The sequence below is a fragment of the Chromobacterium phragmitis genome (assembly GCF_003325475.1).
Classification (GTDB): Bacteria; Pseudomonadota; Gammaproteobacteria; order Burkholderiales; family Chromobacteriaceae; genus Chromobacterium; species Chromobacterium phragmitis.
Genome location: NZ_CP029495.1, coordinates 4,409,116 through 4,435,454, shown reverse-complemented (window position 1 = coordinate 4,435,454; position 26,339 = coordinate 4,409,116). Strand labels below are relative to the sequence as shown.

The 26,339-nt window shown below is 65.1% G+C and carries 34 protein-coding genes; 23 read left to right on the top strand and 11 right to left on the bottom strand.

Annotation, left to right across the window (positions count from 1 at the left end):
• Window positions 1-3 precede the first annotated feature (3 nt).
• Window positions 4-978 (top strand): polysaccharide deacetylase family protein, encoded by a 975-nt coding sequence (locus tag DK842_RS20915; RefSeq protein ID WP_114063205.1) that lies wholly within the window; start codon window positions 4-6, stop codon window positions 976-978.
• Here the strand turns inward: DK842_RS20915 and ampH are convergent.
• Complete coding sequence (gene ampH / locus DK842_RS20910) at window positions 950-2,272, bottom strand: D-alanyl-D-alanine-carboxypeptidase/endopeptidase AmpH (protein WP_114063204.1); 1,323 nt, start codon at window positions 2,270-2,272, stop codon at window positions 950-952. The genes DK842_RS20915 and ampH overlap by 29 nt on opposite strands.
• Window positions 2,273-2,410: 138 nt before the next feature.
• The gene (locus DK842_RS20905) at window positions 2,411-2,911 is read right to left on the bottom strand and encodes a DUF2938 domain-containing protein (RefSeq protein ID WP_114063203.1); all 501 of its coding nucleotides are present in this window, start codon (window positions 2,909-2,911) and stop codon (window positions 2,411-2,413) included.
• A 126-nt stretch (window positions 2,912-3,037) separates the two neighbouring features.
• On the opposite strand from DK842_RS20905, the gene DK842_RS20900 reads away from it, so the two are divergent.
• Entirely contained in the window at window positions 3,038-3,688 is a 651-nt protein-coding gene (locus DK842_RS20900) for an ArsR/SmtB family transcription factor (RefSeq protein ID WP_114063202.1), read from the top strand.
• Window positions 3,689-3,776: 88 nt separating this feature from the next.
• Entirely contained in the window at window positions 3,777-4,616 is an 840-nt protein-coding gene (locus DK842_RS20895) for a substrate-binding periplasmic protein (RefSeq protein WP_168194948.1), read from the top strand.
• Here DK842_RS20895 and DK842_RS20890 read toward each other — a convergent pair.
• The 3 genes from DK842_RS20890 to DK842_RS20880 form a co-directional block, all read right to left on the bottom strand.
• The gene (locus DK842_RS20890; protein WP_168194947.1) at window positions 4,580-4,984 is read right to left on the bottom strand and encodes a nuclear transport factor 2 family protein; all 405 of its coding nucleotides are present in this window, start codon (window positions 4,982-4,984) and stop codon (window positions 4,580-4,582) included. The two genes, DK842_RS20895 and DK842_RS20890, sit on opposite strands and share 37 nt — an antisense overlap.
• Before the next feature lie 12 nt (window positions 4,985-4,996).
• Window positions 4,997-5,890 (bottom strand): LysR family transcriptional regulator, encoded by an 894-nt coding sequence (locus tag DK842_RS20885; RefSeq protein WP_114063199.1) that lies wholly within the window; start codon window positions 5,888-5,890, stop codon window positions 4,997-4,999.
• A 66-nt stretch (window positions 5,891-5,956) separates the two neighbouring features.
• On the bottom strand, window positions 5,957-7,741 hold the full coding sequence (locus DK842_RS20880) for an aminopeptidase P family protein (RefSeq protein WP_198414743.1): 1,785 nt from the start codon (window positions 7,739-7,741) through the stop codon (window positions 5,957-5,959).
• Between the two features lie 63 nt (window positions 7,742-7,804).
• Here DK842_RS20880 and DK842_RS23180 point away from each other — a divergent pair, with 63 nt between their 5' ends.
• Window positions 7,805-8,026, top strand: a complete 222-nt coding sequence (locus DK842_RS23180) for a hypothetical protein (protein ID WP_145964108.1) — start codon at window positions 7,805-7,807, stop codon at window positions 8,024-8,026.
• 152 nt (window positions 8,027-8,178) lie between these two features.
• Entirely contained in the window at window positions 8,179-8,304 is a 126-nt protein-coding gene (locus tag DK842_RS24165) for a hypothetical protein (RefSeq protein ID WP_268877734.1), read from the top strand.
• A gap of 125 nt (window positions 8,305-8,429) precedes the next feature.
• Here DK842_RS24165 and DK842_RS20875 read toward each other — a convergent pair whose 3' ends face one another.
• Both DK842_RS20875 and DK842_RS20870 read right to left on the bottom strand, forming a co-directional pair.
• A complete protein-coding gene (locus DK842_RS20875) occupies window positions 8,430-8,828 on the bottom strand; it encodes a VOC family protein (RefSeq protein WP_114063197.1) in 399 nt (132 codons plus the stop codon).
• On the bottom strand, window positions 8,825-9,454 hold the full coding sequence (locus DK842_RS20870) for a flavodoxin family protein (RefSeq protein ID WP_232538547.1): 630 nt from the start codon (window positions 9,452-9,454) through the stop codon (window positions 8,825-8,827). The genes DK842_RS20875 and DK842_RS20870 overlap by 4 nt, the downstream gene beginning before the upstream one ends.
• Window positions 9,455-9,477: 23 nt before the next feature.
• Here DK842_RS20870 and soxR point away from each other — a divergent pair, with 23 nt between their 5' ends.
• The gene (gene soxR, locus DK842_RS20865) at window positions 9,478-9,921 is read left to right on the top strand and encodes a redox-sensitive transcriptional activator SoxR (RefSeq protein ID WP_114063195.1); all 444 of its coding nucleotides are present in this window, start codon (window positions 9,478-9,480) and stop codon (window positions 9,919-9,921) included.
• Between the two features lie 2 nt (window positions 9,922-9,923).
• Here soxR and DK842_RS20860 read toward each other — a convergent pair whose 3' ends face one another.
• A complete protein-coding gene (locus DK842_RS20860; RefSeq protein ID WP_114063194.1) occupies window positions 9,924-10,349 on the bottom strand; it encodes a GNAT family N-acetyltransferase in 426 nt (141 codons plus the stop codon).
• A gap of 79 nt (window positions 10,350-10,428) precedes the next feature.
• Between DK842_RS20860 and DK842_RS20855 the strand changes: the two genes are divergently transcribed.
• Window positions 10,429-11,226 carry a PhzF family phenazine biosynthesis protein gene (locus tag DK842_RS20855; protein WP_168194946.1) on the top strand — a complete coding sequence of 266 codons (798 nt, stop codon included), beginning with the start codon at window positions 10,429-10,431 and terminating at the stop codon, window positions 11,224-11,226.
• Window positions 11,226-11,843 carry an HAD family hydrolase gene (locus tag DK842_RS20850; RefSeq protein WP_114063192.1) on the top strand — a complete coding sequence of 206 codons (618 nt, stop codon included), beginning with the start codon at window positions 11,226-11,228 and terminating at the stop codon, window positions 11,841-11,843. Before DK842_RS20855 ends, DK842_RS20850 begins: the two co-directional genes overlap by 1 nt.
• A 69-nt stretch (window positions 11,844-11,912) precedes the next feature.
• On the opposite strand, the gene DK842_RS20845 is transcribed toward DK842_RS20850, so the two are convergent.
• On the bottom strand, window positions 11,913-13,091 hold the full coding sequence (locus DK842_RS20845; protein ID WP_114063191.1) for an acetyl-CoA C-acetyltransferase: 1,179 nt from the start codon (window positions 13,089-13,091) through the stop codon (window positions 11,913-11,915).
• Between the two features lie 93 nt (window positions 13,092-13,184).
• Window positions 13,185-14,891, bottom strand: coding sequence for a PHA/PHB synthase family protein (locus DK842_RS20840; protein WP_408608694.1), 1,707 nt, complete (start codon window positions 14,889-14,891; stop codon window positions 13,185-13,187).
• Window positions 14,892-15,220: 329 nt separating this feature from the next.
• Here DK842_RS20840 and DK842_RS20835 point away from each other — a divergent pair, with 329 nt between their 5' ends.
• The 4 genes from DK842_RS20835 to DK842_RS20820 are packed head-to-tail and all read left to right on the top strand — an operon-like array spanning window position 15,221 to window position 17,853.
• Window positions 15,221-15,871 (top strand): fumarylacetoacetate hydrolase family protein, encoded by a 651-nt coding sequence (locus DK842_RS20835; protein WP_114063189.1) that lies wholly within the window; start codon window positions 15,221-15,223, stop codon window positions 15,869-15,871.
• Complete coding sequence (locus DK842_RS20830; RefSeq protein WP_114063188.1) at window positions 15,871-16,275, top strand: RNA-binding S4 domain-containing protein; 405 nt, start codon at window positions 15,871-15,873, stop codon at window positions 16,273-16,275. Before DK842_RS20835 ends, DK842_RS20830 begins: the two co-directional genes overlap by 1 nt.
• Before the next feature lie 49 nt (window positions 16,276-16,324).
• On the top strand, window positions 16,325-17,473 hold the full coding sequence (locus DK842_RS20825) for an MFS transporter (RefSeq protein ID WP_114063187.1): 1,149 nt from the start codon (window positions 16,325-16,327) through the stop codon (window positions 17,471-17,473).
• Window positions 17,470-17,853, top strand: coding sequence for a nuclear transport factor 2 family protein (locus tag DK842_RS20820; RefSeq protein ID WP_114063186.1), 384 nt, complete (start codon window positions 17,470-17,472; stop codon window positions 17,851-17,853). Before DK842_RS20825 ends, DK842_RS20820 begins: the two co-directional genes overlap by 4 nt.
• Here DK842_RS20820 and DK842_RS20815 read toward each other — a convergent pair.
• The gene (locus DK842_RS20815) at window positions 17,848-18,624 is read right to left on the bottom strand and encodes a helix-turn-helix transcriptional regulator (RefSeq protein ID WP_114063185.1); all 777 of its coding nucleotides are present in this window, start codon (window positions 18,622-18,624) and stop codon (window positions 17,848-17,850) included. The genes DK842_RS20820 and DK842_RS20815 overlap by 6 nt on opposite strands.
• Window positions 18,625-18,725: 101 nt before the next feature.
• Between DK842_RS20815 and leuC the strand changes: the two genes are divergently transcribed.
• The 11 genes from leuC (at window position 18,726) to asd (ending at window position 26,270) form a co-directional block, all read left to right on the top strand.
• On the top strand, window positions 18,726-20,141 hold the full coding sequence (leuC, locus tag DK842_RS20810; protein ID WP_114063184.1) for a 3-isopropylmalate dehydratase large subunit: 1,416 nt from the start codon (window positions 18,726-18,728) through the stop codon (window positions 20,139-20,141).
• 114 nt (window positions 20,142-20,255) lie between these two features.
• Entirely contained in the window at window positions 20,256-20,441 is a 186-nt protein-coding gene (locus DK842_RS20805; RefSeq protein ID WP_114063183.1) for an entericidin EcnAB, read from the top strand.
• 30 nt (window positions 20,442-20,471) lie between these two features.
• Complete coding sequence (leuD, locus tag DK842_RS20800; RefSeq protein WP_114063182.1) at window positions 20,472-21,110, top strand: 3-isopropylmalate dehydratase small subunit; 639 nt, start codon at window positions 20,472-20,474, stop codon at window positions 21,108-21,110.
• A gap of 75 nt (window positions 21,111-21,185) precedes the next feature.
• On the top strand, window positions 21,186-21,581 hold the full coding sequence (locus DK842_RS20795; protein ID WP_114063181.1) for a GFA family protein: 396 nt from the start codon (window positions 21,186-21,188) through the stop codon (window positions 21,579-21,581).
• A gap of 49 nt (window positions 21,582-21,630) precedes the next feature.
• Window positions 21,631-22,224: a pyridoxamine 5'-phosphate oxidase family protein gene (locus DK842_RS20790; RefSeq protein ID WP_114063180.1), complete on the top strand. Its 594-nt coding sequence runs from the start codon at window positions 21,631-21,633 to the stop codon at window positions 22,222-22,224.
• On the top strand, window positions 22,221-22,520 hold the full coding sequence (locus tag DK842_RS20785; RefSeq protein ID WP_114063179.1) for a hypothetical protein: 300 nt from the start codon (window positions 22,221-22,223) through the stop codon (window positions 22,518-22,520). The genes DK842_RS20790 and DK842_RS20785 overlap by 4 nt, the downstream gene beginning before the upstream one ends.
• A 10-nt stretch (window positions 22,521-22,530) precedes the next feature.
• A complete protein-coding gene (gene leuB / locus DK842_RS20780) occupies window positions 22,531-23,607 on the top strand; it encodes a 3-isopropylmalate dehydrogenase (protein WP_114063178.1) in 1,077 nt (358 codons plus the stop codon).
• Between the two features lie 140 nt (window positions 23,608-23,747).
• The gene (locus DK842_RS20775) at window positions 23,748-23,978 is read left to right on the top strand and encodes a hypothetical protein (RefSeq protein WP_114063177.1); all 231 of its coding nucleotides are present in this window, start codon (window positions 23,748-23,750) and stop codon (window positions 23,976-23,978) included.
• Window positions 23,956-24,450, top strand: coding sequence for a methyl-accepting chemotaxis protein (locus DK842_RS20770; protein ID WP_114063176.1), 495 nt, complete (start codon window positions 23,956-23,958; stop codon window positions 24,448-24,450). The genes DK842_RS20775 and DK842_RS20770 overlap by 23 nt, the downstream gene beginning before the upstream one ends.
• A 154-nt stretch (window positions 24,451-24,604) precedes the next feature.
• Window positions 24,605-24,850: a DUF3955 domain-containing protein gene (locus DK842_RS20765; protein ID WP_114063175.1), complete on the top strand. Its 246-nt coding sequence runs from the start codon at window positions 24,605-24,607 to the stop codon at window positions 24,848-24,850.
• 313 nt (window positions 24,851-25,163) lie between these two features.
• Window positions 25,164-26,270 carry an aspartate-semialdehyde dehydrogenase gene (gene asd / locus DK842_RS20760; protein WP_114063174.1) on the top strand — a complete coding sequence of 369 codons (1,107 nt, stop codon included), beginning with the start codon at window positions 25,164-25,166 and terminating at the stop codon, window positions 26,268-26,270.
• The last annotated feature ends 69 nt before the right edge of the window (window positions 26,271-26,339 follow it).

Sequence of the window (26,339 nt, the reverse complement as noted above, 5' to 3'; positions counted from 1 at the left end):
GAGATGAAGAAAACCTTACCGATCAACCGCCGCCAGTTTCTGGCAGGCGCTACGGCAGGCGGCGCCAGCCTGGCGATGGCGCAGGGGCCGGCCTGGGCGGCCAAGCAGGGAGCGGGACAGATGGCGAACGGCAAGCTTGAGCGCACCGGGTTCTGGCCAGGCGATGCCCGGCTGGTGATTTCCATTTCCATGCAGTTCGAAGCCGGCGCGCAGCCGGAGCGCGGCGCCAGCGGCCCATTCTCGCCGCTGGATCCGAAGTATCCGGACCTGCCGATGCAGACTTGGTACGACTACGGCGTGAAGGAGGGCATTCCCCGGATGCTGGACTTGTGGGAGCGCACCGGCGTTAAGGTGACCTCGCACATGGTGGGCCAGGCGGTGGACCGCCATCCGCAACTGGCGCGCGAGATCGTCGAACGCGGGCACGAGGCGGCCGGGCACGGCCAGACCTGGGAGCCGCAGTTCTCGATGACGCCGGCGCAGGAGCGGGCCGGCTACCTGGCCAGCATCGCCAGCATCGAGCGCGCCACCGGCACGCGGCCGACAGGCTTCAACGCCTTCTGGCTGCGGGGCACGCCCAACACGCTGGGCATCCTGCAGGAACTTGGCTTCGTCTACCACATCGACGACATCAGCCGCGACGAGCCGTTCACGGTGCCGGTGAACGGCAAGCCCTTCATGGTGGTGCCGTACACGCTGCGCAACAATGACATTGTCCGTTACGATGCGCCGGCATTGACGGTGGATGCCTACCTGGCCGATCTGAAGGCGGAATTCGACCTGCTGTACCAGGAGGCCGGCCATCGCCGGCGGATGATGTCGATCAGCACCCACGACCGCATTTCCGGCACGCCGGCGCGGGTGCGGGCGCTGGAGACCTTCATCCGTTACGCCCAGAGCCATCCGGGCGTGCATTTCATGCGCAAGGACGAGATCGCGCGCTTCGCGCTCACTGCGGCCGATGTGCCGACGTCTTGACGGTGTGCGTCTTCTGTTTGCCGCCGGCCTTGGCCGCGTCGGCTTTGGGGCCGGCGGTTTTCCGCGCGTCCTTTTTCGCATGGGCTGCCGCGGGTTTGGCGTGGGCGGCCGCCGTCTTGGCGCGGGCGGATTTGACTTTGGCGGAGACAGGTTTGGGCGCGGGGACGGGAGCGGCCGCCGGCTTGTAGCCGCTCAGTTCCGCCACCAGCCGGTTCACGCCGTTGCTCAGGTGCTGGTAGCGGGTGCCGCCGCTGCGGGTGAGGCCCACCCATACCGCCACTTCGTTGCGCGGCGCCAGCGCGGCATAGCCCAGGAAGCCGCCGCCGCCAGCCGTTTTCTGGATGATTTCCGGCGAGTCGGGGCTGGGCTCCATCCGTATCCAGGCCAGGCCTAGCTGGTCGGCCTGGCCTGCCACGTCCATGCCGCGCAGGCTGCCGAGGGCGGCGCGTTGGATATGCATGCGCAGGGTCTGGTCGCGCAGCTGGCGGCGGGCCTCGTTTTGCGGGTAGAGCAGCTCCTGCAGCCAGCGCTGCATGTCGCGCGGGGTGGAGTAGATGCCGCCGCTGCCTATCGCGGCCGTGGTGTCGACGCAGGGACTGGCGCCGTAGCCCTCCATCAACCGCGCGCATTGGGCGGCGCTCGGGTGGAAGGTGGTGTCCTTCATGCCCAGCGGGGTGGTGATCTTTTCCTGGAACAGCATGGGATAGGGCTTGCCGGCGGCGCGGGACAGCGCGTCGGCCAGCAGGTCGAAGCCGAGATTGGAGTATTGCGCGCGCTGGCCGGGAGCGAGCTTGTTCTTGGTGCCGGCCAGCCAGCTCCAGCGTTGCTGGACATTGGGCCAGACGAAAACCGGCGTGTCCTGCGGCTTTTCGCCCGGCATTTCGCGCGGCACGCCGCTGGTGTGGGTGGCCAGGTTCAGCAGGGTGATGGGCTGGGCCGCGGCGGGCAGCGCCAAGCCGGCCGGCGCGTATTTCTGCAACGGGTCGTCCAGCCTCACTTTGCGCTCCAGCGCCAATGAAGTGAGCACTTCGCCGGTCATGGCCTTGCTGATGCTGGCGATGCGGACCAAGGAATCGGCGTTGGGCGGCTGGCGGCTGCCGGATCGGGTCTCGCCGTAGAAACGCATCTGGGTCTGATGTTTGTCTATCACCACCATGGTCATGCCGATGGCTCTGCTGCTTTTGAATATCTGCTGACCATAGCGGTCTATCGGGGATTCGGCCGCGGGCTCGGCTGCCCGGGCCAGGGTGGAAAACAGGGGCAGGCCGAGGCTGAGCAGGGGGAGAATTCTCATTATTGTTCCGTGTCGCGTTGGGCGCGCGTCGCGCCGATGAAGCATTTCGGCTGCATTGTATTGCCGCTTGGGCGCGAGCGGTACGGAAAGATTGCTAATAACCGCTAACGGCGGACTTCGGGACGGGTTTCCCCGTTGTCAGCGCAGGCAAAGCGCCAGCGGCCAGGCGGCCAGATACAGCCCCAGGCCGAAGGACGCGTGGGCGGACAGGCTGCGCAGGCGGGCGCCGCCAGGATTGGGCGTGTTGCGAGCGGCGAGGCCGGCGCCCATGCCGGGCTGCAATATCAAAAAGGGCGCGGCCACGCTGGCCAGTCCGAAAATCAGCGCAGGACCGAGCGTGGGGCGGGCTAGCCATGCATGCCCCTGCAAGGCCAGCAGCGCTGCCGCGAAAGCTATGCCTGTCAGGTAGTGGGCGAACCAGCCCAGCGCCTTCTCGCCGGCGATGGGTTCGGCGCGGCCTATGCCGGCATGGCGGAAGCGGCCGCGCGGCAAATGCCCCAGCCAGCGGCCGACCATCGCGTAATCCAGGGAAGGAATGCCGCAAGCCTTTTTCAGCAGCAGCGCCCACAGATCCATGGCCAGCGTGGCGCCTGTGCCCAGCGGCACAGCGAAAATCAGCAGTTGCCAGTTAAGGTTCATCTGGATTCCTTTCTTTCCGCTCGCGGATGAGGATGGGGTTTGCTAAACTAACATTCAATTTATTATTTGAATGATGATATGATAAAGGGGCGACTGTCAATGCGGACGGATATTCGATCGCATGGAATGCTGGATGAGTTCGCCGAGCTGGCCCGCACGCTGGGCAGTCCGCATCGCTTGCTGCTGCTGGAGTTGGCGGCGCAGGGCGAGTGGAGCGTGGAGGCGCTGGCCGAGCAGGCGGCGCTGAGCGTGGCCAACGCGTCCCAGCATCTGCAGCAACTGAAGCGTTCGGGTTTCGTGCAGTCGCGGCGGGATGGCAAGCATGTGCGTTACCGGTTGGGCGGCGGTCCGGTGATCCCGTTGCTGGCGGCCTTGCGGCAATGCGTCGAGCATCGGCGCGCGGAGCTGGCCAGTTTGGCGGCGGGCTTGGCGGGAGCGGGCGGGGCGGAAAGCATCTCCCGCGAGGAGTTGCTGGCGCGCATGCGTGTCGGCGATGTGCTGCTGCTGGATGTGCGCCCGAGCGAGGAGTATGCCCAAGGCCATCTGCCTGGCGCGGTGAATCTGACGCTGGAGCAATTGGAGAGCGGGCTGGGGTGCTTGCCGGCCGACTTGGAGATCGTCGCCTACTGCCGCGGGCCGTATTGCGCGCTGTCGGCGCAGGCGGCCGCCATGCTGCATGCGGCAGGGCGTCGCGCGCGCCATCTGGTGAATGGCTATCCAGACTGGAAGGCGGCGGGCTTGCCGGTTGCCCTGGGAGGGGCGGCCGCGGCGGGATGAGGGACGCGGACGGCGCTGCGATGGCTATCATGCAAAACGCGGCGGGACGGCGCGGGCGGTCCGCGGTCGGCCGAGAGGATGCTTTCCCATGAGACGACATGCTGTGTTCGCGCTTTTCCTGTTGGGAAGTTTCGGCGCGCAAGCGGAGGCCGGCGGCGAGATTCGGGTGGCGTTGTTCGATTACTGTCCCTATGTATGCGACCCGGCGGCAGAAGGAGGCAAACAGGGCATCGCGGTGGAAGTGCTGAAGGCGATTTACCAGCCGTTGGGCTACAAATTGTCTTTCCGCCGCTCGAATTTCAAGCGTGCTTTGCTCAGCGTGGAGGAAGGCTCATTCGACGTGATTCCGATGCTGAACCCGAACAACTCCAGGAGCATAGCCTTGTCGGGCGAGTCATGGATCAGCCTGGTTCAAACCTTTTACGTGAAGCGCGGCAAGCGCTGGCGGTATCGAGGCCTCGATTCCCTTCACGGACGGGTGGTCGGCACCATCGCAGGCTACAACTACGGCAGCGTGTCGCCGGAATACGAAAACTATCTGGTGGCCGGGAAACAGGCGAGCGACGGATCCGTGGTATCCATCGCCTCCGGCGACTCCGTGCTGAACATGCTCAAATTGATAGACGCCGGGCGCGTGGATGTCTTCAACGAGGATGCGTTCACCGTCGATTACATGGTCGGCCAGCGCCATTTGCGCGGCAGATTTTCCGCCGCCGGCGTGCTGGGAAGGCTGCCTCAGTACACCGGATTTTCGAAGAAGAACCCGCAGACGCCCAAGTGGATAGGCATTTTCGACAAGGGCATCCAGCGCCTCGCCCGTTCCGGAGAGTTTGACGCGATCCTGCTTGGATATGGACTGCGCGGGGCGGCCCAGGGCGAGCCTGCGGCGGCTCAGGCGACCGGGAAGCGGTCGGTTGGCGTGCCTTGATGATGCGCCAGCCGCCACACGCCGTTCGTTTTCTTCCAGATGGATGCGCGCAGCGCGTGATTTTCCACACGGCCGTCGGCATGGAGGTGGGCGGAGCGGTAATTCAACAGGGCGACATTGTCCGCCAGCAGCGTGAGTCGGTAGTCCTGCGAGCGGATTTCTGGCGCGTCGTCCGCGGATTCTTGCAACAAAGACGCGATGATGGACTGTTTCCCGTACTCCCGGCCGGAACGGCCGATTTCATGGAAACCGTCGTTCAGCAGCGCGTCGAGCAGGTCGGGATCGCGGCGGACATCGAATCGATGCAGCGCGGCTTCCTTGCCGCGCAGCAGCGTTAACAGGCCATCCGACTGGCGGGTTTCAGCCATGTCCATCCTTTCCTAGCGGGTGAAGTGATCCAGCAGATAATCAATCAGGCGGCGAATGCGGGCCGGCTGCAGCCGGTGGCCGGGGAAGAGCAGATGCAGCGGGGCCGGCTCGGTGAAGTAATCGTCCAGCACCGTGGCCAGCCGGCCGGCGGCGAGGTCGGCCGCGATGTCCAGCTGCGACTTGTAGGCGAAGCCGTGCCCCTGGATCGCCCAGCGGCGCAGCACCTCGCCGTCGTTGCTCTGCCGCGCGCGCTCCAGCCGCAGCGTTTTGTGTTCTCCGCGTTCGCGGTAGCGCCATTCGTTCATCGGACCGAGGCCGGTGGTCAGCGTCAGCGTAGGCAACTGCGCGAGATCTTGCGGATGGACGGGCGCGCCCATTCTCTCCAGCAGAGACGGCGCGGCGCACACCACGCGGCGACTGGCGGCCAATTGCCGCGCGACCAGGCTGCTGTCGGCCGGTTGGCCGTAGCGGATGGCCAGGTCGATGTCGTCGCCGATCAAGTTGGCCGGCGTATCGTTGAGCGCCAGCGAGAAATGCACGCCGGGATATTCCGCGGCGAAGCCGTCCAGGCATTCCAGCAGCCGGTTTCGCCCCAGGTCGGATGGCGCCGACAGGCGGATCAGGCCGCTGAGTTCGCGCTGCGCCTGCTGCAGTCTGTGCTCTCCTTCCTCCAGCAAGTCGAGCGCCTGGCGGCAGTAGGCGAGATAGGTTTCGCCGGATTCGGTGAGCCGCAGCTTGCGGGTGGTGCGCTCGAACAGGCGGACGCGCAGCGCGTCTTCCATGCGCAGGATGCAGGCGCTGGCGGCCGCCGGCGACAGGCCGTGCTTGCGGCCGGCGGCGGAGAAGCTGCCTAGCTGCGCGGCGTCCTGGAACAGGCGCAGATCATTCAGGCGGTCGAACGGCATGGGTGCTTCCTTGAAAACAAACAGGCCATGCCGCGCAGCATGGCCTGTGGTCAGCAAAGCCGCAGTTTACAGCGCTTCGGTATTGGCCAGCAGCCAATCTCGCGCCGCGCCGTCCACCAGCGGCAGCAGGCGGGCGCGCACCTCGGCGTGATAACCGTTCAGCCAGTCGATTTCCGGCTGGGCGAGCAGGGACATGTCGATGCAGCGCCGGTCTATCGGACACAGCGTCAGCGTTTCAAACTTCAGGAAGTCGCCGAACTGGTTTTTATCCGACGCCACATTCAGCACCAGGTTTTCGATGCGCACGCCCCATTGGCCGGCGCGGTACACGCCGGGCTCGATGGACGTGATCATGCCTTCCTGCATCGCCATGTGCGGCTCCGGCACCGCGCGCGAGATGCTTTGCGGACCTTCATGCACGTTGAGGAAATAGCCTACGCCGTGGCCGGTGCCGTGGCCGAAGTCGATGTCCTGCTGCCACAGCGGCGCGCGGGCCAGCGCGTCCAGCATCGGCGACAGGGTGCCGCGCGGAAAATGGGCCATGGACAAGGCCAGCGTGCCTTTCAGCACCAGGGTGAAGTCGCGCTTCTGTTCGGCGGATGGGCTGCCGACAGCCAGTACGCGGGTAATGTCGGTGGTGCCGCCCAGGTATTGGCCGCCGGAGTCGATCAGCAGCAGGCCGTCGCCCTGGATCTCGCTGTGCGCTTCGGGCGTGGCGTGGTAGTGGGGCAGCGCCCCGTTGGCGTTGAAGCCGGCGATGGTGCCGAAGCTGGGCGAGACGAAGCCGGGGCGGCGCGCGCGGGCGGCGGTGATCTGTTCGTCTATGGTCAGCTCGGTGATGCGGCTCTGGTTGACGTTGGCTTCGAACCAGGCGAAGAACTCGGCCAGGGCCGCGCCGTCCTGTTCCATGGCGCGGCGCACGTGCTCGGCTTCGGCCGCGGATTTGCGCGACTTCATCAGCGTGCTGGGATTGATCGCCTCGATGACGCGCACGGTTTCGGCCACGGCCTGGCGCAGACCCAGCGTGACGCGGCGCGGATCGATCAGCAAGGCGCCGGCGGGCAGCGCGGCGAGGGCCGGCTTGGCGGCGGCGTAGTCGGCCACCTTGACGCCGTCGGCCGCCAGCTGGGCGGCCAACGCGGCGTCAATCTTGCCCGGCGCTACGAATAGCGTGGTCTGGTCGGCTTCGATCAGCGCGTGGGCGATGAACACCGGGTTGTAGCTGACATCGGCGCCGCGCAGATTGAACAGCCAGGCGATGTCGTCCAGCGTGGAAATGAAGTGGCGCTCGGCGCCGGCTTTGGCCATGTCTTCGCGCACGCGGGCGAGCTTGGCGGCGCGGCTTTCCGGCGCGTGGGCCGCGCCATGCGGGTAAACGGCGGCCGCGGGAAGCGCCGGCCGGCCGGGGTAGACCGCGTCGATCAGGTCGATGTCGGAGCGGATCGCGACGCCGCGCGGCTCCAGGGCGGCCTGCAGCGCCTTGGCCGCGGCCAGTCCCAGCACATCGCCGTCCACGGCCAGGGTCTGGCCGGGTTGAAGGTTGTCGGCCAGCCATTGCAGATGCAGGCTGCTGGCGGCGGTGTCTATCTTCATCAGCTGCACGCCGCTGCCGGCCAGCTCTTGCTCCGCCTGCACCCAATAACGGCTGTCGGCCCAGACGCCGGCGAAGCCGGCGGTGACGATCAGCGTGCCCATCGATCCCGTGAAGCCGGACAGCCACTGGCGGGCCTGCCAGCGATGGGGAAGGTATTCGGAAAGATGTGGATCGGACGAAGGCACCAGACAGGCGTCCGCGCCGGCGCGCGCCATGGCGGCGCGCAGCGAGGCGATGCGTTGCGGAATGGTGTCCAGTTGCGGGGATGCTAGGGTATTCATGCCGGCTCCGGTGGGGTGATTCCATGCATTCTGTAAGCAATGGAAAAGCCGCGCAAGTGGATGAGCGCCGCTCATGGCTGGCATGCTCATCCGCTGGCGCGGCCTGGCGTGGAACGTGCGGCTTCAGCGATGCTTGGCGCGGCGATGGCCGGGGCGGCCGGCGACATTGCACAGCTGGGCGAAAGTGATCAAAAAATGCTTCATCGTGGTTTTCCTTGTCGTTTTATCGTCTTGCCGGCATGGAGGCAAGCGTGGAATTGACATGATAATGGCATTTATTGATTTGGCAACTTTTCTCCATTGAATCGCCATGTCCAGGGCATTTTTGTTGCGCCCGCGGCATCCCCATCGATTCCTACCTATACTGAGACCGGTGTCGGTCATGCCGACGCTCGACCAATCAGGAGCGAATCATGAGTAAATCCAGACACAGCAACAAGGAGTCGAAAAAACAGCCGTTGTTGACGCCGAAGGAAAAACGGGCGGCCAAGCATCAGAAGAAGCATGCGCCGGAAGCGCCCATCATCGTGCCCCACTAGGCGTCGCTCGCGCTGACGCTCCCAACCGCGGCCCGCGAGGCCGAGACTGCCGGCCATCGGGTCGGAGAGGCGAAAAACCTCCTGCCAGGCACGGACAGGAGGTTTTTTCATGCGCGGCCGTTTCTTTAGGGCAGACTTTTCGCTAGTTCGGCGTAATCATGGCTGGTGATCTCGTAGCCGTTGCCGTCGGGGTCGGTGAAATACATGGACCAGGAAACGTCGTGGTCGACCGCGTCCGGGCATTTGCCCAGTTCAAGCCCCAGATGTTCGCGCCAGCGCAGGAAGCCGGCCGCGTCCACGCCCAGCGCGATCACGGAGCCGGCGGCGGCGTCGGCGCGTTCGAACAGCGCCAGCTTGAGCGTGCCGGCGGCATTGGCCAGCGTCAGCGGTCCGCGGCCGGGGCTCCAGAACGCCAGCTCGGGCACGCGGACGAGGCCGAGCACGCGGCGGTACCAGGCTTCGGCGGCGGCGCGGTCGCGCGCGTAGACGTGGATGTGGTCCACGCCTTGGATATCTGGCGTCATGTCGTTTTCTCCTGTGTCTGCGAAGGGACTTGCATGCGTCGCGCCAGCTTGGCGACGCGTTGGCCCAAATGGCGGGCGGTGGCCAGATCGGCCGGATGCAGCTTGCCGTCGGGGCTGTGCGCCGTGGCGCCCAATTGGCATCCCAGGCGATTCAAGCCGTCCGGATGATGGCCGGCGGCGATGTCCAGTCCGCACCACAGCATGCCGTGCTGCGCGGCCAAGGTGGCGAAGTAGGCCAGCGTGCATTGCTGATCGCCGTTGAGGTTGCCGCCGATGGTGAAGCCGGCGGCGACTTTGTCGGCCCAGGCCTGTCGGCACCAGCCGGCGCTGCTGGCGTCGGCGAAGGCCTTGAACTGAGCGGCGGGGCCGCCCATGAAGGTGGGGCTGCCGAAAATGATGGCGCTGGCGTCTTGCAACTCGTCGGAGAAGGCCTGGATCGGGTAGCGGCCGTGCTGGATGTGTTGAGGCAGTATGCGCAGCAGGCGGGCGCGGCCATGTTCGGCGGCGCCTTGCTGGATGGCCTCGGCCAACAGGTGGGTGCTTTCGTTGCTGGAGTAATAGACGATCTGGATATGGCTCATGTCGTTCGCGTAATGAGTGGTGGCGATGTTAGTATCAAAGTTCAAGTGAACTTGAAGTCAATGAGCAAATGGAAACGTTCACCATCAGCATAGGCCGGCTGGCCAAGCGCACCGGCGTGGCGGCCAGCGCATTGCGTTTTTACGAGTCGAAAGGATTGATCCATAGCGTCGGAGAGGCGGGCAAGACCCGCCGCTACCGGCGCGACGCGATGCGCAGGGTGTCTTTCATCCGCGTGGCGCAGGCGATGGGGATGAGTCTGCAGGACATCGGCGCGGCGTTGGCGGGGCTGCCGCAGCAACGCACGCCCACCGCGGATGATTGGGCGCGGATATCCCGGAACTGGCGGCCTTTATTGCAGGCGCGCATAGACGCGCTGTGCCGCCTGCGCGATCAGCTGGACAGTTGCATCGGCTGCGGCTGTCTATCCCTGGAGCGTTGCCGGCTGTACAACCCGGAGGATGCGGCGGGCGAGCGCGGCAGCGGGCCCCGTTTTCTGCTGGATGGCGGTTGAGGCTACAGGGCCTTGCGCAGGAAGACTCTGCTGTTGCCGGGCGGCTCGCACGGAATTTCGCCGAACACCTGCCAGCCGCGGCTTTGGTAAAAGCCCGGCGCCTGCAGGCGCATGGTGTACAGCACCGCGTGGCGGCACCCGCGCTTGCGGCCTTCGGCTTCGAAAGCCTGGAGGACGCGGCTGCCCAGCCCCTGGCCGCGCAACGCTGGCGGCAGATGGAACAACTCCAGAAACAGCAATCCCAACGAGGAACGGCCGTACGCGCCGCCCAGCACTTCGCCGCTGGCGGGGTCCCGCACCAGCACCGACAGCGGCTGGCGATCGGCGTAGCCGGCTTGCTGGTCGTTGTATTGATTGAGGCCGGCGGCGATAGCCGCCTCGGCTTCCGGATGCGCGCGATCGCAGACGATGATTTCCGGGACGGACATGGCATGCTTGGGTTTTTTATGATCTTGACATTTTGACTGGCCGGCAGGTTGTCGGCAATGGGCAGGAGAGGGCATCGCGTTGGAGATTCAGGCATTTCGTTGTTTCGGAACCGGGCCGGATAGCGGCAATCTGGCTTTGGTATGCCATGGCAAGGCGGCGGAGAGGCTAAGCGTGGCGCAAAGGCAGCAGGCGGCGCGGGAGTTGGGCGCGCCGGCCTGCGTGTTCGTCGGGCCCGGATCCACGCCGGACGAGGCGGCGACGCTGGACTATTACTATCCCCACGCCCGCAGCGCGCTGTGCCTGCATGCCTCGCTGGCTGCCGCGGCCTGGCTGGAGAAGCGCGACGGCGTGTTGCCAGCCTCGCTTCGGACCGCCGGCGGGCAAAGGCTGAAATTGGAGAGGGAAGAGGGGCGCATCCTGTTCCATCTTCAGGCGCAAGCCGTTTTGGCGGCCGCGCCGCCGCGCGATTGGCTCGCCGGCGCGCTGGGTTGCGAAGCGGAGCGCATCGTCTCGCCGCCGGCGTTGGCGTCGGCGGGCAGCCCCAAGCTGCTGGTCGAGCTGGCCGCGACAGAGGATTTGAACCGCTTGTCGCCGAATCTGGCCCGCATCGTCGAATGGGGACGCTCGACGGGCGTCAACGGCTGCTATGTCTACGCGCGGCTTGGCGAAGGCCGTTATCAGGGGCGCAACTTCAACCATCTGGATCCGGCGCTGGAGGATGCTGCCACCGGCGTCGCCGCGGCGGCGCTGAGCCTGCATTTGCGTCGAGACTTGCTCCTGTTGCAAGGGGGCCCATTGGGCAACCCCTGCGAGTTGAGCGCGCGCTGGGCGGAACAATGGGTGGCGGTAGGCGGGGTGTGCCGGGAGGCGGCGTGATGGAGGCAGTGTTTTTCGACTTCGATGGCGTGTTGACCACCGACAAGCACGGCTCCGACACCACCAACCGTTATTTGGGAGAGGCGACCGGGCTGGGATTCGCGCACGTCGATCAGGCACTGGAGCGGCATAACGATGCCCTATTGTTGGGACGGCTGACGCATGCGGACGTGTGGCCGGAGGTGTGCCGCGAACTGGGGCAGGATATCGATTATGGTTTGCTGGACGCCGCTTTCCGCAGCACGCCGATGAACAAAGGCGTGCTGGCGCTGGCGCGGCGGCTGCGTGTCCGCGTCCGGCTGGGCATCATCACCGACAACAAGGCGGACCGCATGGATTGCCTGCGCCGGATGCATGGGCTGGATGCATGGTTCGACCCCATCGTGGTGTCGGCGGAGGCGGGCGTGAGCAAGGCGGGCGCGGCTATTTTCGAGCATGCTTGCCGGCTGGCGGGCTTGCGGCCGGCGCAGTGCCTGCTCATCGACAACAGCCGGCGCAATCTGGATACGGCCGCCGCCGCGGGCCTGGCGACGCTGTGCCACGACGACGCGCGCAACGATATGGCCGCGTTGCGGGGAGCGCTTGAGCGGAGGCTGGGCGCGAGCTGGTTGGCTTGATGCCCGCCGGCATGGGACAAAACAAAACCCGCCGGCGCGCCGGCGGGTTTTTCTTGGCGGGATGCGCGCTTACGGGCGCTCGACCGCCAGCGCCACGCCCATGCCGCCGCCGATGCACAGCGTGGCCAGGCCCTTCTTCGAGCCGCGGCGCTGCATTTCGTGCAGCAGAGTCACCAGCACGCGGCAGCCGGACGCGCCGATGGGGTGGCCCAGCGCGATGGCGCCGCCGTTGACGTTGACCTTGTCCGGGCCCCAGCCGAGCTCCTTGGCCACGCCCAGCGCCTGGGCGGCGAAGGCTTCGTTGGCCTCCACCAGGTCCAGGTCTTCCAGCTTCCAGCCGGCCTTGGACAGCGCCTTGCGGGTGGCGGACACGGGGCCGATGCCCATGATTTCCGGTTCGCAGCCGGTCAGCGCGTAGCCTTTGACGATGGCCAGCGGCTTCAGGCCCAACTGGTCAGCCTTTTGCGTGGACATCAAGAGCACGGCGGCGGCGCCGTCGTTGATGCCGGAGGCATTGCCGGCGGTGACGGTGCCGTCCTTCTTGAAGGCCGCGCGCAGCTTGGCCATGCCTTCCGCGCTGGCGTCATGCTTGATGAACTCGTCGGCGTCGAAAGCCAGCGGATCGCCTTTTCGCTGCGGCACCAGCACTGGGACGATCTCGTCCTTGAACTTGCCGGCTTTCTGGGCGGCGGCGGCGCGCTGCTGCGATTGCAGCGCCAGCGCGTCCTGCTCTTCGCGGCCGATGCCGTACTTGGCCGCCACGTTTTCGGCGGTGATGCCCATGTGGTAGGCGTTGTAGGCGTCGGTCAGGCCGTCGTTGACCATGGTGTCCACCAGTTGGGCATTGCCCATGCGGAAACCGTCGCGTGAGCCGGGCAGGATGTGCGGCGACAGCGACATGCTTTCCTGGCCGCCGGCGATGACGATGTCGGCGTCGCCGGCCAGAATCGCTTGCACGCCCAGGTGGACGGCGCGCAGCCCGGAGCCGCATACCACGTTCAAAGTGGAGGCCGGGGTGGCGACCGGCAGGCCGGCCTTGATCAGCGCCTGGCGCGCCGGATTCTGGCCGCTGCCGGCGGTCAGAACCTGGCCCAGGATCACTTCGCTGACGTCTTCGGGTTTGACGCCGGTTTTTTCCAGCAGCGCCTTGATCACGGTGGCGCCCAGCTCCGGCGCCGGCACCTTGGCCAGCGCGCCGCCGAAACTGCCGATGGCGGTGCGTTGCGCCGCTACGATTGCGACTTCCATGTTTCTTCTCCTTTTGCTTGCGGCCCGCGCGGCGGCGGGCCATGCCGCCCTGTACGGGCGAGTGAACCTGTCAGTGGCCTATCGTCCTGAATCTTATTGCAGGCTGGCGGCGACGCTGGGCATCGCCTTGGCCAGCACGTAGCTGCCCGGGGCCGGCAACAGCGGCGGGAACTCCTTGCTGCCCAGGCTCTTGGGCGTGGCCACCTGCTTGCCGGATTGCGGCGCCAGCCAGGCGTCCCAGTCCTTCCACCAGCTGCCGGGCAGGCTTTCCGCGCCTTCCAGCCATTCGTCCGCCTGCAGCGGCAGCTTGTCGTTGACCCAGTAATTGCGCTTGTCCTTGGTGACTGGGTTGATCGAGCCGGCGATATGGCCGGACGCGCCCAGCACGAAGCGGCGGCTGGGCGCGCCGCTCAGGTATTTCAGGCCGGAAAATGCGGAGTCCCACAGCACGATGTGGTCGTCCCGCGCGGCGAACATGTAGACCGGCACGTCGATCCTGGAGATGTCGATGGGCACGCCGCACAGCGTGATGGCGCCCGGACGCACCAGCGCGTTGTTCATGTAGAACTGGCGCAGCAGGAAGGTATGCATCGGCAGCGGCAGGTCCACCGCGTCGTTGTTCCAGAACAGGAGGTCGAACGGCGCCGGCGTTTTGCCCAGCAGATAGTTGTTGACCACGTAGTTCCACACCAGGTCGTTGGCGCGCAGGCTGGCGAAGGTGCGGCCGATTTCCTTGCCGCTGATGATGCCGCCGGCTGCCATTTTGGCCTCGCGGCCGGCCACCACGTTCTCATCGATGAAGAAGGAGATCTCGCCCGGCTCGGCATGGTCGATCAGCGAGGTCATGAAGGTGGCGGAGTCGAAGTATTTCAACCCCTTGGCCTGGGCCACGCACAGCGCGGTGGTGAGGATGACGCCGCCCACGCAGAAGCCCAGCGCGTTCATCGTCGGCTGCTTGGTGATTTTCTGCACCGCTTCCGCCGCTTCGAACACGCCCTTCTCGATATAGGTTTCCCAGGTGAAATGCTTCATCTCGGCCACCGCAGAGCGCCAGCTGATCAAGAACACGCGGTAACCCTGCGCGACGAAGTGGCGCACCATGGAGTTGTCCGGCTGCAGGTCCATCAGATAGTACTTGTTGATGCAGGGCGGCACGAACAGCAGGGGCTTTTCGTATACCTTGTCGGTGGTGGGGGTGTACTGGATCAGCTCGATCAGCTCGTTGCGGAACACCACTTGGCCCGGCGTGACCACCAGGTTCTGGCCGATTTCGAACTTGCTTTCGTCCGACATCGAGATGTGGCCCTTCTGGATGTCGTCCAGCATGTTCTTCATGCCTTCGACCAGGCTCTCACCCTTGGTCTCGATCGCGCGCTTGACCACGTCCGGATTGGTCAGCATGAAGTTGCTGGGCGACATCGCGTCCAGGTACTGGCGGGTGGCGAAGGCCAGCTTGTCTTTGGCCTCTTCGTCGATCTGGGTCTTGTCCACCAGTTCCAGCATCCACTTGGAGGTTTGCAGGTAGCTCTGCTTGAGGAAACTGTAGAACGGATGCTCGCTCCACTCCGGCGAGGCGAAGCGCCGGTCGGCCGGCTTGGCGCCCGGCGCGGCGGCGGGCTGGTCGCCGGAGGCGTGGCCCAGGAATTGCGACCACAAGTTCAGCTGTTGCTGGTAGAGGCTGGATTGGAGCGAGAACAGCTGGTTGGTCTGGTTCATCAGCTGGGTCCAGGCGCCGGCGAGAGGATGGCTGGCGGCGTCGGGGGCGGGCGCCTGCGACAGGGAATTGACGAACTGCTGCATCCATTGCTGGTTGGCCTCGGAGAGGCTGGCGAAGAAGCCTTCCAGCGCGGCGGTACTATTCTGGGACAAGATGAATCTCCTGAAACGTGCAAATCGTTGTCGAAGCCTGTCTGAATGTCTGGACTGCATGGTCAAGCGAATGTACCTGCGACTGTAACAGGCTTGCATGACATTTTCACGCGGTCCGGGCTCAAATCCGCCGGAAGGCGGGGATGGGCCGGCGTTTTGTTGCTGCAACGCACAAACCATGATTATGCGCCAAATCCGGGTTGGTATGGGTTTGGCATCGCTTGTGGGATAATCGACCCTGAAATTCAAGGGGAATTGCAATGTCGAGTGTAAAACTGGGCTTACATGCCATCAGGGTCGGCAATATTTTCTGCATCGGGCGTAATTATGCCGCTCACGCGGCGGAGCTGGGCAACCGGGTGGAGACGGAGCCGCTGGTGTTTCTCAAGCCCACGTCGGCGCTGCTTGACGAGAGCGAGCCCATCCGCTTGCCGGACTACTCCCGCGATGTGCACCACGAATGCGAGTTGGTGGCGCTGATAGGCAAGGGTGGCAACGATATTCCGCTGGAGAGGGCGCTGAGCCATGTGGCCGGCTACGGCGTCGGCCTGGACTTGACCGCGCGCGACGTGCAGGCCGACGCCAAGCGCAACGGCCATCCCTGGACCAAGGCCAAAGGGTTCCGCGGCGCGGCCTGCGTGTCGGCGCTGGCGCCGGCGGCGAGCGTGGCCGATCCCCAGCGGCTGACATTCGAACTGCGCGTCAACGGCCAGCTGCGCCAGCAAGGCGACGCCGGCTTGATGCTGTTCTCGCTGGCCGATCAGATCAGTTATCTGTCCCGGATTTATGGCCTGTCCGACGGCGACCTGATCTTCACCGGCACGCCGGAAGGCGTGGCGCGGCTGGCTTCGGGCGATCGGCTGGACCTCAGCCTGCATGGGCTGGCGGCCGCGCATTGGGAGGTGGCGTGATGGCGAAAATGGACGAGCAGGACGACGGCAAGGTGCGTCTGGACAAGTGGCTGTGGGCGGCGCGCTTCTTCAAGACGCGCCAGCTGGCGCATGAGGCGCTGGAACTGGGCCGGGTGCTGGTCAACGGCGACCGGGTCAAGGCGTCGCGGGTGGTGAAGGCGGGCGACAAGCTGTTTTTGCGCCTCAATCAACTGGAGTACAACGTGGAGGTGCTGCAGCTGGCCACCCAGCGCCGCCCTGCCAAGGAGGCGGTGCTGATGTACCGCGAGGACGAGGCGTCCATCGCTGCGCGCGAGGAAAGGGCGTTACTGCTGAAGGCGGAGCACGCCAGCTTCCCGCACGGCGAGGGGCGGCCCACCAAGAAGGCCAGGCGCGAGATTTCCCGCTTCAAGTCCTCGTTCTAGCCTGGCCGCGCGGCGCCGGGCCCAGCCTATCTTCAGAAGAAAGAGAATCATGCAGTCGCTGTTGCCGTTCGCTTCGTTCTACTTCACCTATTTCACCTTCCAGGGCATGTTCAGCCCGTTCTGGGGCCTGTACCTGCAATCGCTGTCGTTCAGTGCCTGGCAGATATCGGTGCTGATGGCGCTGTCCACGCTGGCGCGGATCGTCGCGCCCGGCTTCTGGGGCTGGCTCGCCGACCGCAGCGGCCGCCGCCGCAATATCATCGTCACCACGTCCATCTTGTCCGCCGCCAGTTTCTGCCTGGTAGGCCTGCACAACGGCTTCTGGTGGATATTCGTCAGCCTGGCGGTGTCGCACTTCTTCTGGGCCGCGGCGCTGCCGCTGGTCGAGGCCAGCACCGCGTACCTGACGCGCGAAAACCCCGGCCGCTACAGCCGGGTGCGGGTATGGGGCTCGATAGGCTTCGTCTGCCTGGCGATGACCGGCGGCTATCTGCTGGACTGGCTGGGCATCGCCGCCACGCCGTGGATCGTGTCGGCGCTGCTGATAGGCGTGGCGCTGGCGGCGTTCAAGGTGCCGGAAGTGGCGCCGCAGGGCAAAACCAAGCCTGCGGGGCCGATCTGGGACACGCTGAAGAAGCCGGCGGTGATGGCGTTGTTCGCTTGCTGCTTTTTGCAAGCTTTCGCCCATGGGCCTTATTACACCTTCTATTCGCTGGGCCTGAAGGCCTTCGGCTACGACAAGGCGGCGGTCGGCGTGTTGTGGGCGCTGGGCGTGGTGTTCGAGGTGGGCGTGTTCATGCTGATGCCGCGCATCATGCGCCGCTTCGGCCTGGAAGCGCTGATGCTGGCGTCCTTGCTGGCGGCGGTGCTGCGTTTCGGCCTGATCGCAGTCAGTCTGGCGTCGCCGGCGGTGGCAGCTTTCGCCCAGGCGCTGCACGCGCTCACTTACGCGCTGCACCACGCGTCGGCCATCGGCCTGATCAACCGCATGTTCGCAGAACAGCACCACGGCCGCGCGCAGGGGCTGTACATCGTCGCGTCCTTTGGCATCGGCGGCAGCGGCGGCGGTCTGATAGGCGGGCTGGTGTGGCCGCATGGCGGCGTGATGCCGACTTTCGCCATGTCGGCCGCGGCGGCGTTGATCGGCGTATTCGTTTGCCTGCGGTGGCTGCGCCGCGCGCCGGGCGAGCGGGCATGATCCGCGCAGATACGCCGCGGCAGGCGCTCGATGGCTACAAGCTGGCGCTGGCCACGCATGACTGGCGCCAGGTGGCGCCCTGGCTGCACGAAGACGCCTGTTTTGTGTTCTCCGATGGCACCTTCAAGGGCAAGCCGGCGGTGTGCGAGGCCATCCGCCAGACTTTTGAAGCGATACGCGGCGAGGACTACCGCATCGACGATTTGCACTGGACTCATATCGGCGACGCGTTTGCGGCATGCGTCTATGCGTTTGCCTGGCGCGGGCTTGTCGATGGCCAGCCGGCGGAGGGCCGCGGCCGCGGCAGTTGCGCGCTGATCAAGGATGAGCGGGGCTGGCGGTTGCTGCAGGAGCACCTGGGACCGCCGGCCGAGTCATAGCAGCATCACCAGTTTGAATTCCGGCGCATTGGCCGGCCGGAGCGTGATCTGCCGTTTATTGATCTGGCCGAGGGCCGGATGATGGAAGGCGCGCTCGCCGCCTTCGCGCTCCAACACATCCTGCTGTCTCCACAGCCGGTCGAATTCCGCGCTGTCGCGGCGCAGCCGTTCCAGCATCTCCGCCGTTTCCGCATCGTCCAGTTGCTGGCCTAAGTCGGCGCGCAACTCCGCCACGATGCGCCGCGCCCGCTCGGGCCAGTTGTCGATGAAAGTCCGAGCCTCGGGCGTCAGGAAAATGAAATCGAGTTGGCTGCGGCTGGCGTCAGGCTTGCCCAGCCAATCGCAAAACAATTCCGCCGCGGCCTCGTTCCAGGCCGCCGCCCGCCAATGGCGGTCCAGCACATAGGCTGGAATGGCGATGTGCGGCAGCATTTCCGCCAGAATGTCCCGCGCTTGAGGGTTGTCCTCGACGCGCTTGTCTTTGGGGTTCTTCAGGCCCGCCAGATCAAACAGATAATCGGTTTCCGCGCCGGACAGCTGTAGCGCGGCAGCCAGGCGGCTCAGCGTGTGGGCCGATACCGACTCCGTCCGCCCTTGCTCCAGCCAAGTCAGCCAAGTGGGGCTGATGCCGGCCAGTTGCGCGACTTCTTCGCGGCGCAGGCCCTTGGCGCGGCGGCGCGTGCCTGACGGCAGGCCGGCCTGCTGCGGCGTCAGCCGTTCGCGGTGGGCGCGCAGAAAGGCGCCGAGCGGGGTGGAAGCGCTGGACTCCATGTTCTGATCCTATTGGTTTTCATACCAGTATAACGGCTTATCTTGTAACAGGATCAAAGCTGGTCGAAGATGCATTCAACGACGACCCGAGGAACCGCAACATGACCGCGCAAACCTTGTACGACAAACTGTGGAACAGCCATGTGGTGCGCCAAGAGACGGACGGCACCGCGCTTTTGTACATCGACCGCCACCTGGTGCATGAAGTGACCAGCCCGCAGGCTTTCGAAGGCCTGAAGCTGGCCGGCCGCAAGCTGTGGCGGGTGGATTCCGTAGTCTCCACCGCGGACCACAACACGCCGACCGACCATTGGGATCAAGGCATCCAGGACCCGATCTCGCGCCAGCAGGTGGAGACGCTGGACGCCAACATCAAGGCCTTCGGCGCGCTGGCCTACTTCCCGTTCAAGGACAAGGGCCAGGGCATCGTCCACGTGATGGGGCCGGAGCAGGGCGCCACCTTGCCGGGGATGACCGTGGTGTGCGGCGACAGCCACACCTCCACCCACGGCGCGTTCGGCGCGCTGGCGCATGGCATCGGCACTTCCGAAGTCGAACACGTGATGGCCACGCAATGCCTGGTAGCCAAGAAGTCCAGGAACATGCTGGTGCGCGTCGATGGACAGCTGGGGGCGGGCGTAACCGCCAAGGATGTGGCGCTGGCGATCATTGGAAAGATCGGCACCGCCGGCGGCACCGGCTACGCCATCGAGTTTGGCGGCGAGGCCATTCGCGGCCTGAGCATGGAAGGCCGCATGACCTTGTGCAATATGGCGATCGAAGGCGGCGCGCGCTCCGGCCTGGTGGCGGTGGACGACAAGACCATAGCCTACGTCAAGGGCCGGCCGTACGCGCCCAAGGCCGAGCAGTGGGAGCAGGCCGTCGCCTACTGGCGCACGCTGCATTCCGACGATGGCGCGCATTTCGACGAAGTGATCGTCCTGGACGCCGCCGGCATCCAGCCGCAAGTCACTTGGGGCACGTCGCCGGAGATGGTGACGGCGGTGGGCGGCAAGGTGCCGAATCCGGCCAATGAGAACGATCCGGTGAAGAAAGCCGGCATCGAGCGCGCGCTGGCCTATATGGGCCTTCAGGCGGATACGCCTATCGACCAGATCGCGGTGGACGTGGTGTTCATCGGCTCCTGTACCAACAGCCGCATCGAAGACCTGCGCGAAGCCGCCGCCGTGGCCAAGGGCCGCAGCAAGGCCGCCAGCGTCAAGCAGGTGCTGGTGGTGCCGGGCTCCGGCTTGGTCAAGGCGCAGGCCGAGGCCGAAGGGCTGGACAAGATCTTCGTCGCCGCCGGTTTCGAGTGGCGCGAGCCCGGCTGTTCGATGTGTCTGGCGATGAACGCCGACCGGCTGCTGCCGGGCGAGCGTTGCGCCTCCACGTCGAATCGCAACTTCGAAGGCCGCCAGGGCCAGGGCGGGCGCACCCACCTGGTGAGCCCGGCGATGGCGGCGGCGGCTGCGGTGGCCGGCCATTTCGTCGACGTGCGCGGCCTGGCCGCCAACTGAACGCCGGCGTGGAGCCAATCCGGGCGCGGAGGGTCTGACGAAAACGCGGGGATTGCTTAGAATGTCCCTTTCGTCAGACCTGCGGCCCGGTTGCCGCCCACTGGAGCGCATCACATGAAAAAAGAGATGGTTTGTCTGAGCCTGGCCCTGCTGCTGGGGGGCTGCAACACCGTGCAAGGCATCAAAACCGACGCCAGGGAAGGCGGGCAGGCGGTGGGCCACGGTTTGCAAAAGGCTGGACAAGCGATCGGCAACGCGGTGGAAAAAGGCGGCGAAGCGATCAAGCGCACCGCCGAGTAACCCCGCGCCATCCTGAACAAGGAGCGCAGCATGAAAGCATTCACCACTTTGCAGGGCTTGGTCTGTCCGCTGGACCGGGCCAACGTCGATACCGACGCCATTATCCCGAAGCAGTTTCTGAAGTCGATCAAGCGGTCCGGCTTCGGCCCCAATCTGTTCGACGAATGGCGCTACCTGGACCATGGCGAGCCGGGCATGGACAACAGCCGGCGTCCGCTGAACCCGGACTTTGTGCTGAACCAACCGCGCTATCAGGGCGCGCAAATCCTACTGGCGCGCGAGAACTTCGGCTGCGGCTCCAGCCGCGAGCACGCGCCGTGGGCGCTGGACGACCAGGGCTTCCGCGTGGTGATCGCGCCCAGCTTCGCCGACATCTTCTTCAACAACTGCTACAAGAACGGCCTGCTGCCCATCGTGCTGGCGGCCGACATCGTCGATCAACTGTTCCGCGAGTGCGAAGCGGCGCCGGGCTACAGCCTGACGGTGGACCTGGCGGCGCAGACCGTGTCCACCCCGTCCGGCCAGACCTTTGGGTTCGACATCACCGAACATCGCAAGCACTGCCTGCTGGGCGGCCTGGACGAGATCGGCCTGACCCTGCGGCACGCGGACGAGATCAAGGCTTTCGAAGCCAAGCGCCGCGCCGAACAACCCTGGTTGTTTGCCTGAGGCGATATCGCTGCGGGGCTGCGCCTGGCGACGGCCCCCGTTCAACCCCGCGTGAACGTTTGGGAGAGCCACTCCATGCCAAACCGTCTTGCCGCATGCAGCTGCGGCCAGCTCACCGCTCAAGTCGCAGGCGAGCCGGTGCGCGTCTCCATCTGCCATTGCCTGGCCTGCCAGCGCCGCACCGGCAGCGTCTTTGGCCAGCAGGCCCGGTTCTACCGCAAGGACGTCGCTATCGCCGGCCAGTCCACCGTCTACGTCCGGGTGGGCGACGAAGGCTCGCGCGTCGCATTCCACTTCTGCCCGGTTTGCGGCGCCACCGTGTACTACGAGCCGGAAGGGCTGGAAGCGTTTGTGGCGATACCGGTGGGCGCATTCGCCGACCCAGGCTTCCCGCCGCCTAGCGTGTCGGTTTATGAGGAGAGAAAGCATGGGTGGGTGGCGGTGCCGGAAGAGGCGGAGCATTTTGCCTGAGGAGAGCCGGCATCCGGGAAGCCACAATCATTGTTGAGGGAGGGGCGGCATGGGGCAGCGCTATCAGGAATTGCAGGACTCGCACCGAACGTTCATCGCCGAACAAAAGCTGTTCTTCGTCGCCACCGCCATGGCGGATGGCCATGTCAACTTGTCGCCCAAGGGAATGGACACGCTAAGGGTGCTGGGGCCGAACCGGGTGGCCTGGCTGAACGTCACCGGCAGCGGCAATGAGACGGCCAGCCATGTCGAGCATGATCCGCGCATGACCTTGATGTTCTGCGCCTTTGAAGGCAAGCCGCTGATCCTGCGCCTGTATGGCCAGGCGAGGGCGGTGCACCGCGGCGATGAGGATTGGGAGAACTGCTATGGTCTGTTCGATCCCTTGCCGGGCGCGCGCCAGATCTTCGTGCTGGACGTGGAGCTGGCGCAGGCTTCCTGCGGCATGTCGGTGCCGTACTTTCAATACCTTGGAGAGCGGGAGCAGTTGAACGACTGGGCCCGCGCCAAAGGCGAGCCGGGCATTCGGGATTACTGGCGAAACCGGAACGACGCGAGCCTGGATGGCCGGCCGACAGGCATCGCGGAGAAAAGCGGGCTGGCCCCGCTGGCCGGGGCGGGAATGAAAGCGGACATGCCATGAGCGCGCGCGGCTGGATGGCCTGGCTGTATCGCCACCCGCTGGCGGCCTTCCTGCTGCTGGGGCTGAGCTTCCTGTTGTTTGGGCTGGGCACCATCAATTTGGCCCTGTTGCTGCAACTCAACCTGAAACTGTGGTTGGAGGCGGGCTGGCAGGCGGCGATGGACGGCGCTTTGCGCCAGTTGGGCGAGTTGCTGCTGTCCGGCTATGCCGCGATGGCGGCCTATATCATATTCAAATGTTGCGAAAAGGCGCTGGTGGAGTGGTTGACCCGGCGCGAAGAAGACAAACGGAAATAAGGAATAAGTCATGAAAATCGCCATTTTGCCCGGTGACGGCATCGGCCCGGAAATCATCGCCCAAGCCGAGCGCGTGCTGGACGTGCTCCGCCGCGACGGCTTGAAGATCGAAACCGAGCATGCGCCGCTGGGCGGCGCCGCCTACGACCAGTACGGCGCGCCGTATCCCGAGGCCACGCAGAAGCTGGCGCGCGAAGCCGACGCCGTGCTGCTGGGCGCGGTGGGCGGTCCGCAATACGACAAGCTGGACCGGCCGTTGCGTCCCGAGCGCGGTTTGCTGGCCATCCGCAAGGACTTGAACCTGTTCGCCAACCTGCGGCCGGCCATTCTCTACCCGGAGCTGGCCAACGCCTCCACGCTGAAGCCGGAAGTGGTGGCCGGGCTGGACATCATGATCGTCCGCGAGCTGACCGGCGACATCTACTTCGGCCAGCCGCGTGGATTGGGCGTCAATGCCCAGGGCGAGCGCGAGGCCTTCAACACCATGCGCTACAGCGAGAGCGAAGTGCGCCGCATCGCCCATGTCGCCTTCGGCATCGCGATGAAGCGCAATAAGAAGCTCTGTTCGGTGGACAAGGCCAATGTGCTGGAAACCACCGAATTCTGGAAAGAAATCATGATCGAGGTGGCCAAGGAGTATCCGCAAGTGGAGCTCAGCCACATGTACGTCGACAACGCGGCGATGCAGCTGGTGCGCAACCCGAAGCAATTCGACGTGATGGTCACCGGCAACATCTTCGGCGACATCCTGTCCGACGAGGCCTCCATGCTGACCGGCTCCATCGGCATGCTGCCGTCCGCCTCGCTGGACCAGAACAACAAGGGCCTGTACGAGCCCAGCCACGGCTCAGCGCCGGACATCGCCGGCCAGAACCTGGCCAACCCGCTGGCCACCATCCTGTCCGCCGCCATGATGCTGCGCTACAGCTTCGGCCAGGAGGAAGCCGCCCTGCGCGTCGAGGGCGCGGTGAAGAAGGTGCTGGCCCAAGGCTACCGCACCGCCGACATCTACGAGGCCGGTTGCGAGAAAGTCAGCTGCACAGGCATGGGCGACGCGGTGGCGGCGGCGATGTCAGCCCCTCTCTAGCCGCGGTTACGCTTTGCCGCCGAACGGCGCGAACCCTTTGGGTTGGCGCCGTTTTTTCATGAGCAGGGGGTATGGCTTCGCGCTCCATTGATGGGGGCGTGATTTATCATGGATGCAATCGACGTTCGGCAGGGGCAAGCATGGAATTTATCAAGCATGGCGTTAAGGTCATGGACAACCTGGCGTTGGCGGTGTTGGCGGCTACTATTGCTCCTTTAGCAAAGAATGTGATTGACGGGAAAACGATTCCGGCCATCTGGGGGGCGTATGCCGCTTGCGCCCTTCTGTTTTATCTGTTGTTGGAGTTGGTAAGCATTTGTTTGCTATATAATTTCATTGATTTCCCGCGTGCGCCCGGTCGAGGTGGATGAGATGGATGCCATGAATGTTTACTGGGCTGTTGTTCTTGGGGTTGCCGGAGTGGCCGCGCTTGTCGCGGTTGCCGCGGTATTCTTAGCGTTTCGAGCCAGAGCGCGGCTGGAGCGGGACGCATTGGGCGGAGCCGGCTGCGGCGCAGGCCCTGGCCAGCCTGGCGCGATGCGCGCCGAAATGCGGCTCTTTGCGGAGCCATCCTCCGACGCCGAGATCCGCCGCGTGGTGGCCTCCATGAAAGATATCGCCGACCAGGCGAATCTGCTGGCGCTCAATATCGCCATCGAGGCCGCGAAAGCTGGGCGGCGCGGGGAGCGTTTCGCCGTTGCGGCGGACGATGCGAGGCGGCTGGCCCAGTCCAGCAAGGAGGCCTCCAACCAATCCAGCGAGCTGCTGGAAAGGCTGCAAGGCGTTTCTCGAGCCAGCACGCTCTCATCGCCAGACTCTGGCAGCCGAAAAATCTCCAGCTGATTGCTACAGGATTCGGCTTTCGTGCAGTTAAAGACTGCTGGCTTGCCGGCGCGCGGCATCGTAAAGATGCGACGGGATTCGCCGTTTTCATCATGGAACTCGAAGCGGGAAAACCGGCCAGAGGATGTATCCGCGACTCTGGTTTGGATACGCAATGTCCCGCTCGTTGAAGTTTTTTCTGATAGTGGTCTCGCCGCTGGCTGCCGCCGGCTTGGCTTGCCTGGGCGCCGCAGGTTTGATCGGCTCGCATGTCGACGCGAACGGCGTGCTGCGCGAGCCCTTCGCGCTGATCGCCGGCGGCAGCCTGCTGATGGTCGCCAGCGCGGTTGCCGCTGCCGCTTGCCTGTTGTGGAAAGGGTTGGCGGCCTGTTGTGCCCGCAAGCGCAGTCGTTATGGCTGAGTCGCATGCCGCGGTCTCGTTTGACGCGCTTGAGCGAGGCTTCCCAAAGTCCAATCGCGGTTTCCGAGCTGTCCCGCTCTCGATGGGTGATGCCTTGGCTTGCAGGGGTTTTCAAGAGCTTCGGATCAGAGCGGTAAGCCGTTCATCGTCGCTTAATCATTTGTTCTGCAGAACTTCACAATAAAAACGATTTGCCCCATTGCCTGCCGTCTTGGCGCGCTGCACAATGAGGTAACAAAAATTTAACCGCAGCGCCGGCGTCTGCTTGCGCCGCGGCCACGATTCGGACTTAGGACAGACTGGGAGATTCACAGTGAGAGTAGGCTTTGTAGGTTGGCGCGGCATGGTGGGTTCCGTGCTGATGCAGCGCATGCGCGAGGAAAACGATTTCGCCGTCATTGACGAGCCGGTGTTCTTCACCACCTCCAACGTCGGCGGCAAAGCGCCGGACATCGGTCGCGACGTGCCGGCGTTGAAAGACGCGGGCAGCGTGGACGAACTGAAGGCGATGGACGTGATCGTCACTTGCCAGGGCGGCGACTACACCACCGAGGTGTACGGCAAGCTGCGCGCCGCCGGCTGGAAGGGCTACTGGATCGACGCGGCCTCCACGCTGCGCATGCAGGAAGACTCCATCATCGTGCTGGACCCGGTCAACCGCGATCTGATCGACAAGGGCGTGGCTAACGGCGTCAAGGATTACATCGGCGGCAACTGCACCAACTCCATCATGCTGATGGGCATGAACGGCCTGTTCCGCGAAGGCCTGGTCGACTGGGTGTCCTCGATGACCTACCAGGCGGCTTCCGGCGGCGGCGCCAACCACATGCGCGAATTGCTGAAGGGCATGGGCGCGATCCACTCCACCGTGGCCGACGAGCTGGCCACGCCGTCGTCCGCCATCCTGGAAATCGACCGCAAGGTGGCCAAGGCCATCCGCGAGGACGTGCCGACCGAATACTTCGGCGCGCCGCTGGCCGGCGGCCTGATCCCCTGGATCGACAAGCAGTTGGACAACGGCCAGTCCAAGGAAGAGTGGAAAGGCCAGGCCGAGGTCAACAAGATTCTGGGCACTTCCAGCGTGGTGCCGGTGGACGGGCTGTGCGTGCGCATCGGCGCGATGCGCTGCCATAGCCTGGCGCTGACCGTGAAGTTGAAGAAAGACCTGCCGCTGTCCGAGATCGAATCCATCATCAAGTCTGGCAACGACTGGGTGAAGTGGGTGCCGAACGATCGCGAGATTTCGGTCAAGGAGCTGACGCCGGCCGCCATCACCGGCGGGCTGGAGGTGGGGGTCGGCCGCGTGCGCAAGATGAATATGGGCGGCGAGTATCTGTCCGCCTTCGTGATCGGCGACCAGCTGCTGTGGGGCGCGGCCGAGCCGCTGCGCCGCATGCTGCGTATCCTGATCGAGCGCTGAAGGGTAGAATAGGCGGGAGCCTGCGGCCGGTTTGACCGGCCGCCGTAGAATTCAAGGGCACTTCGGTGC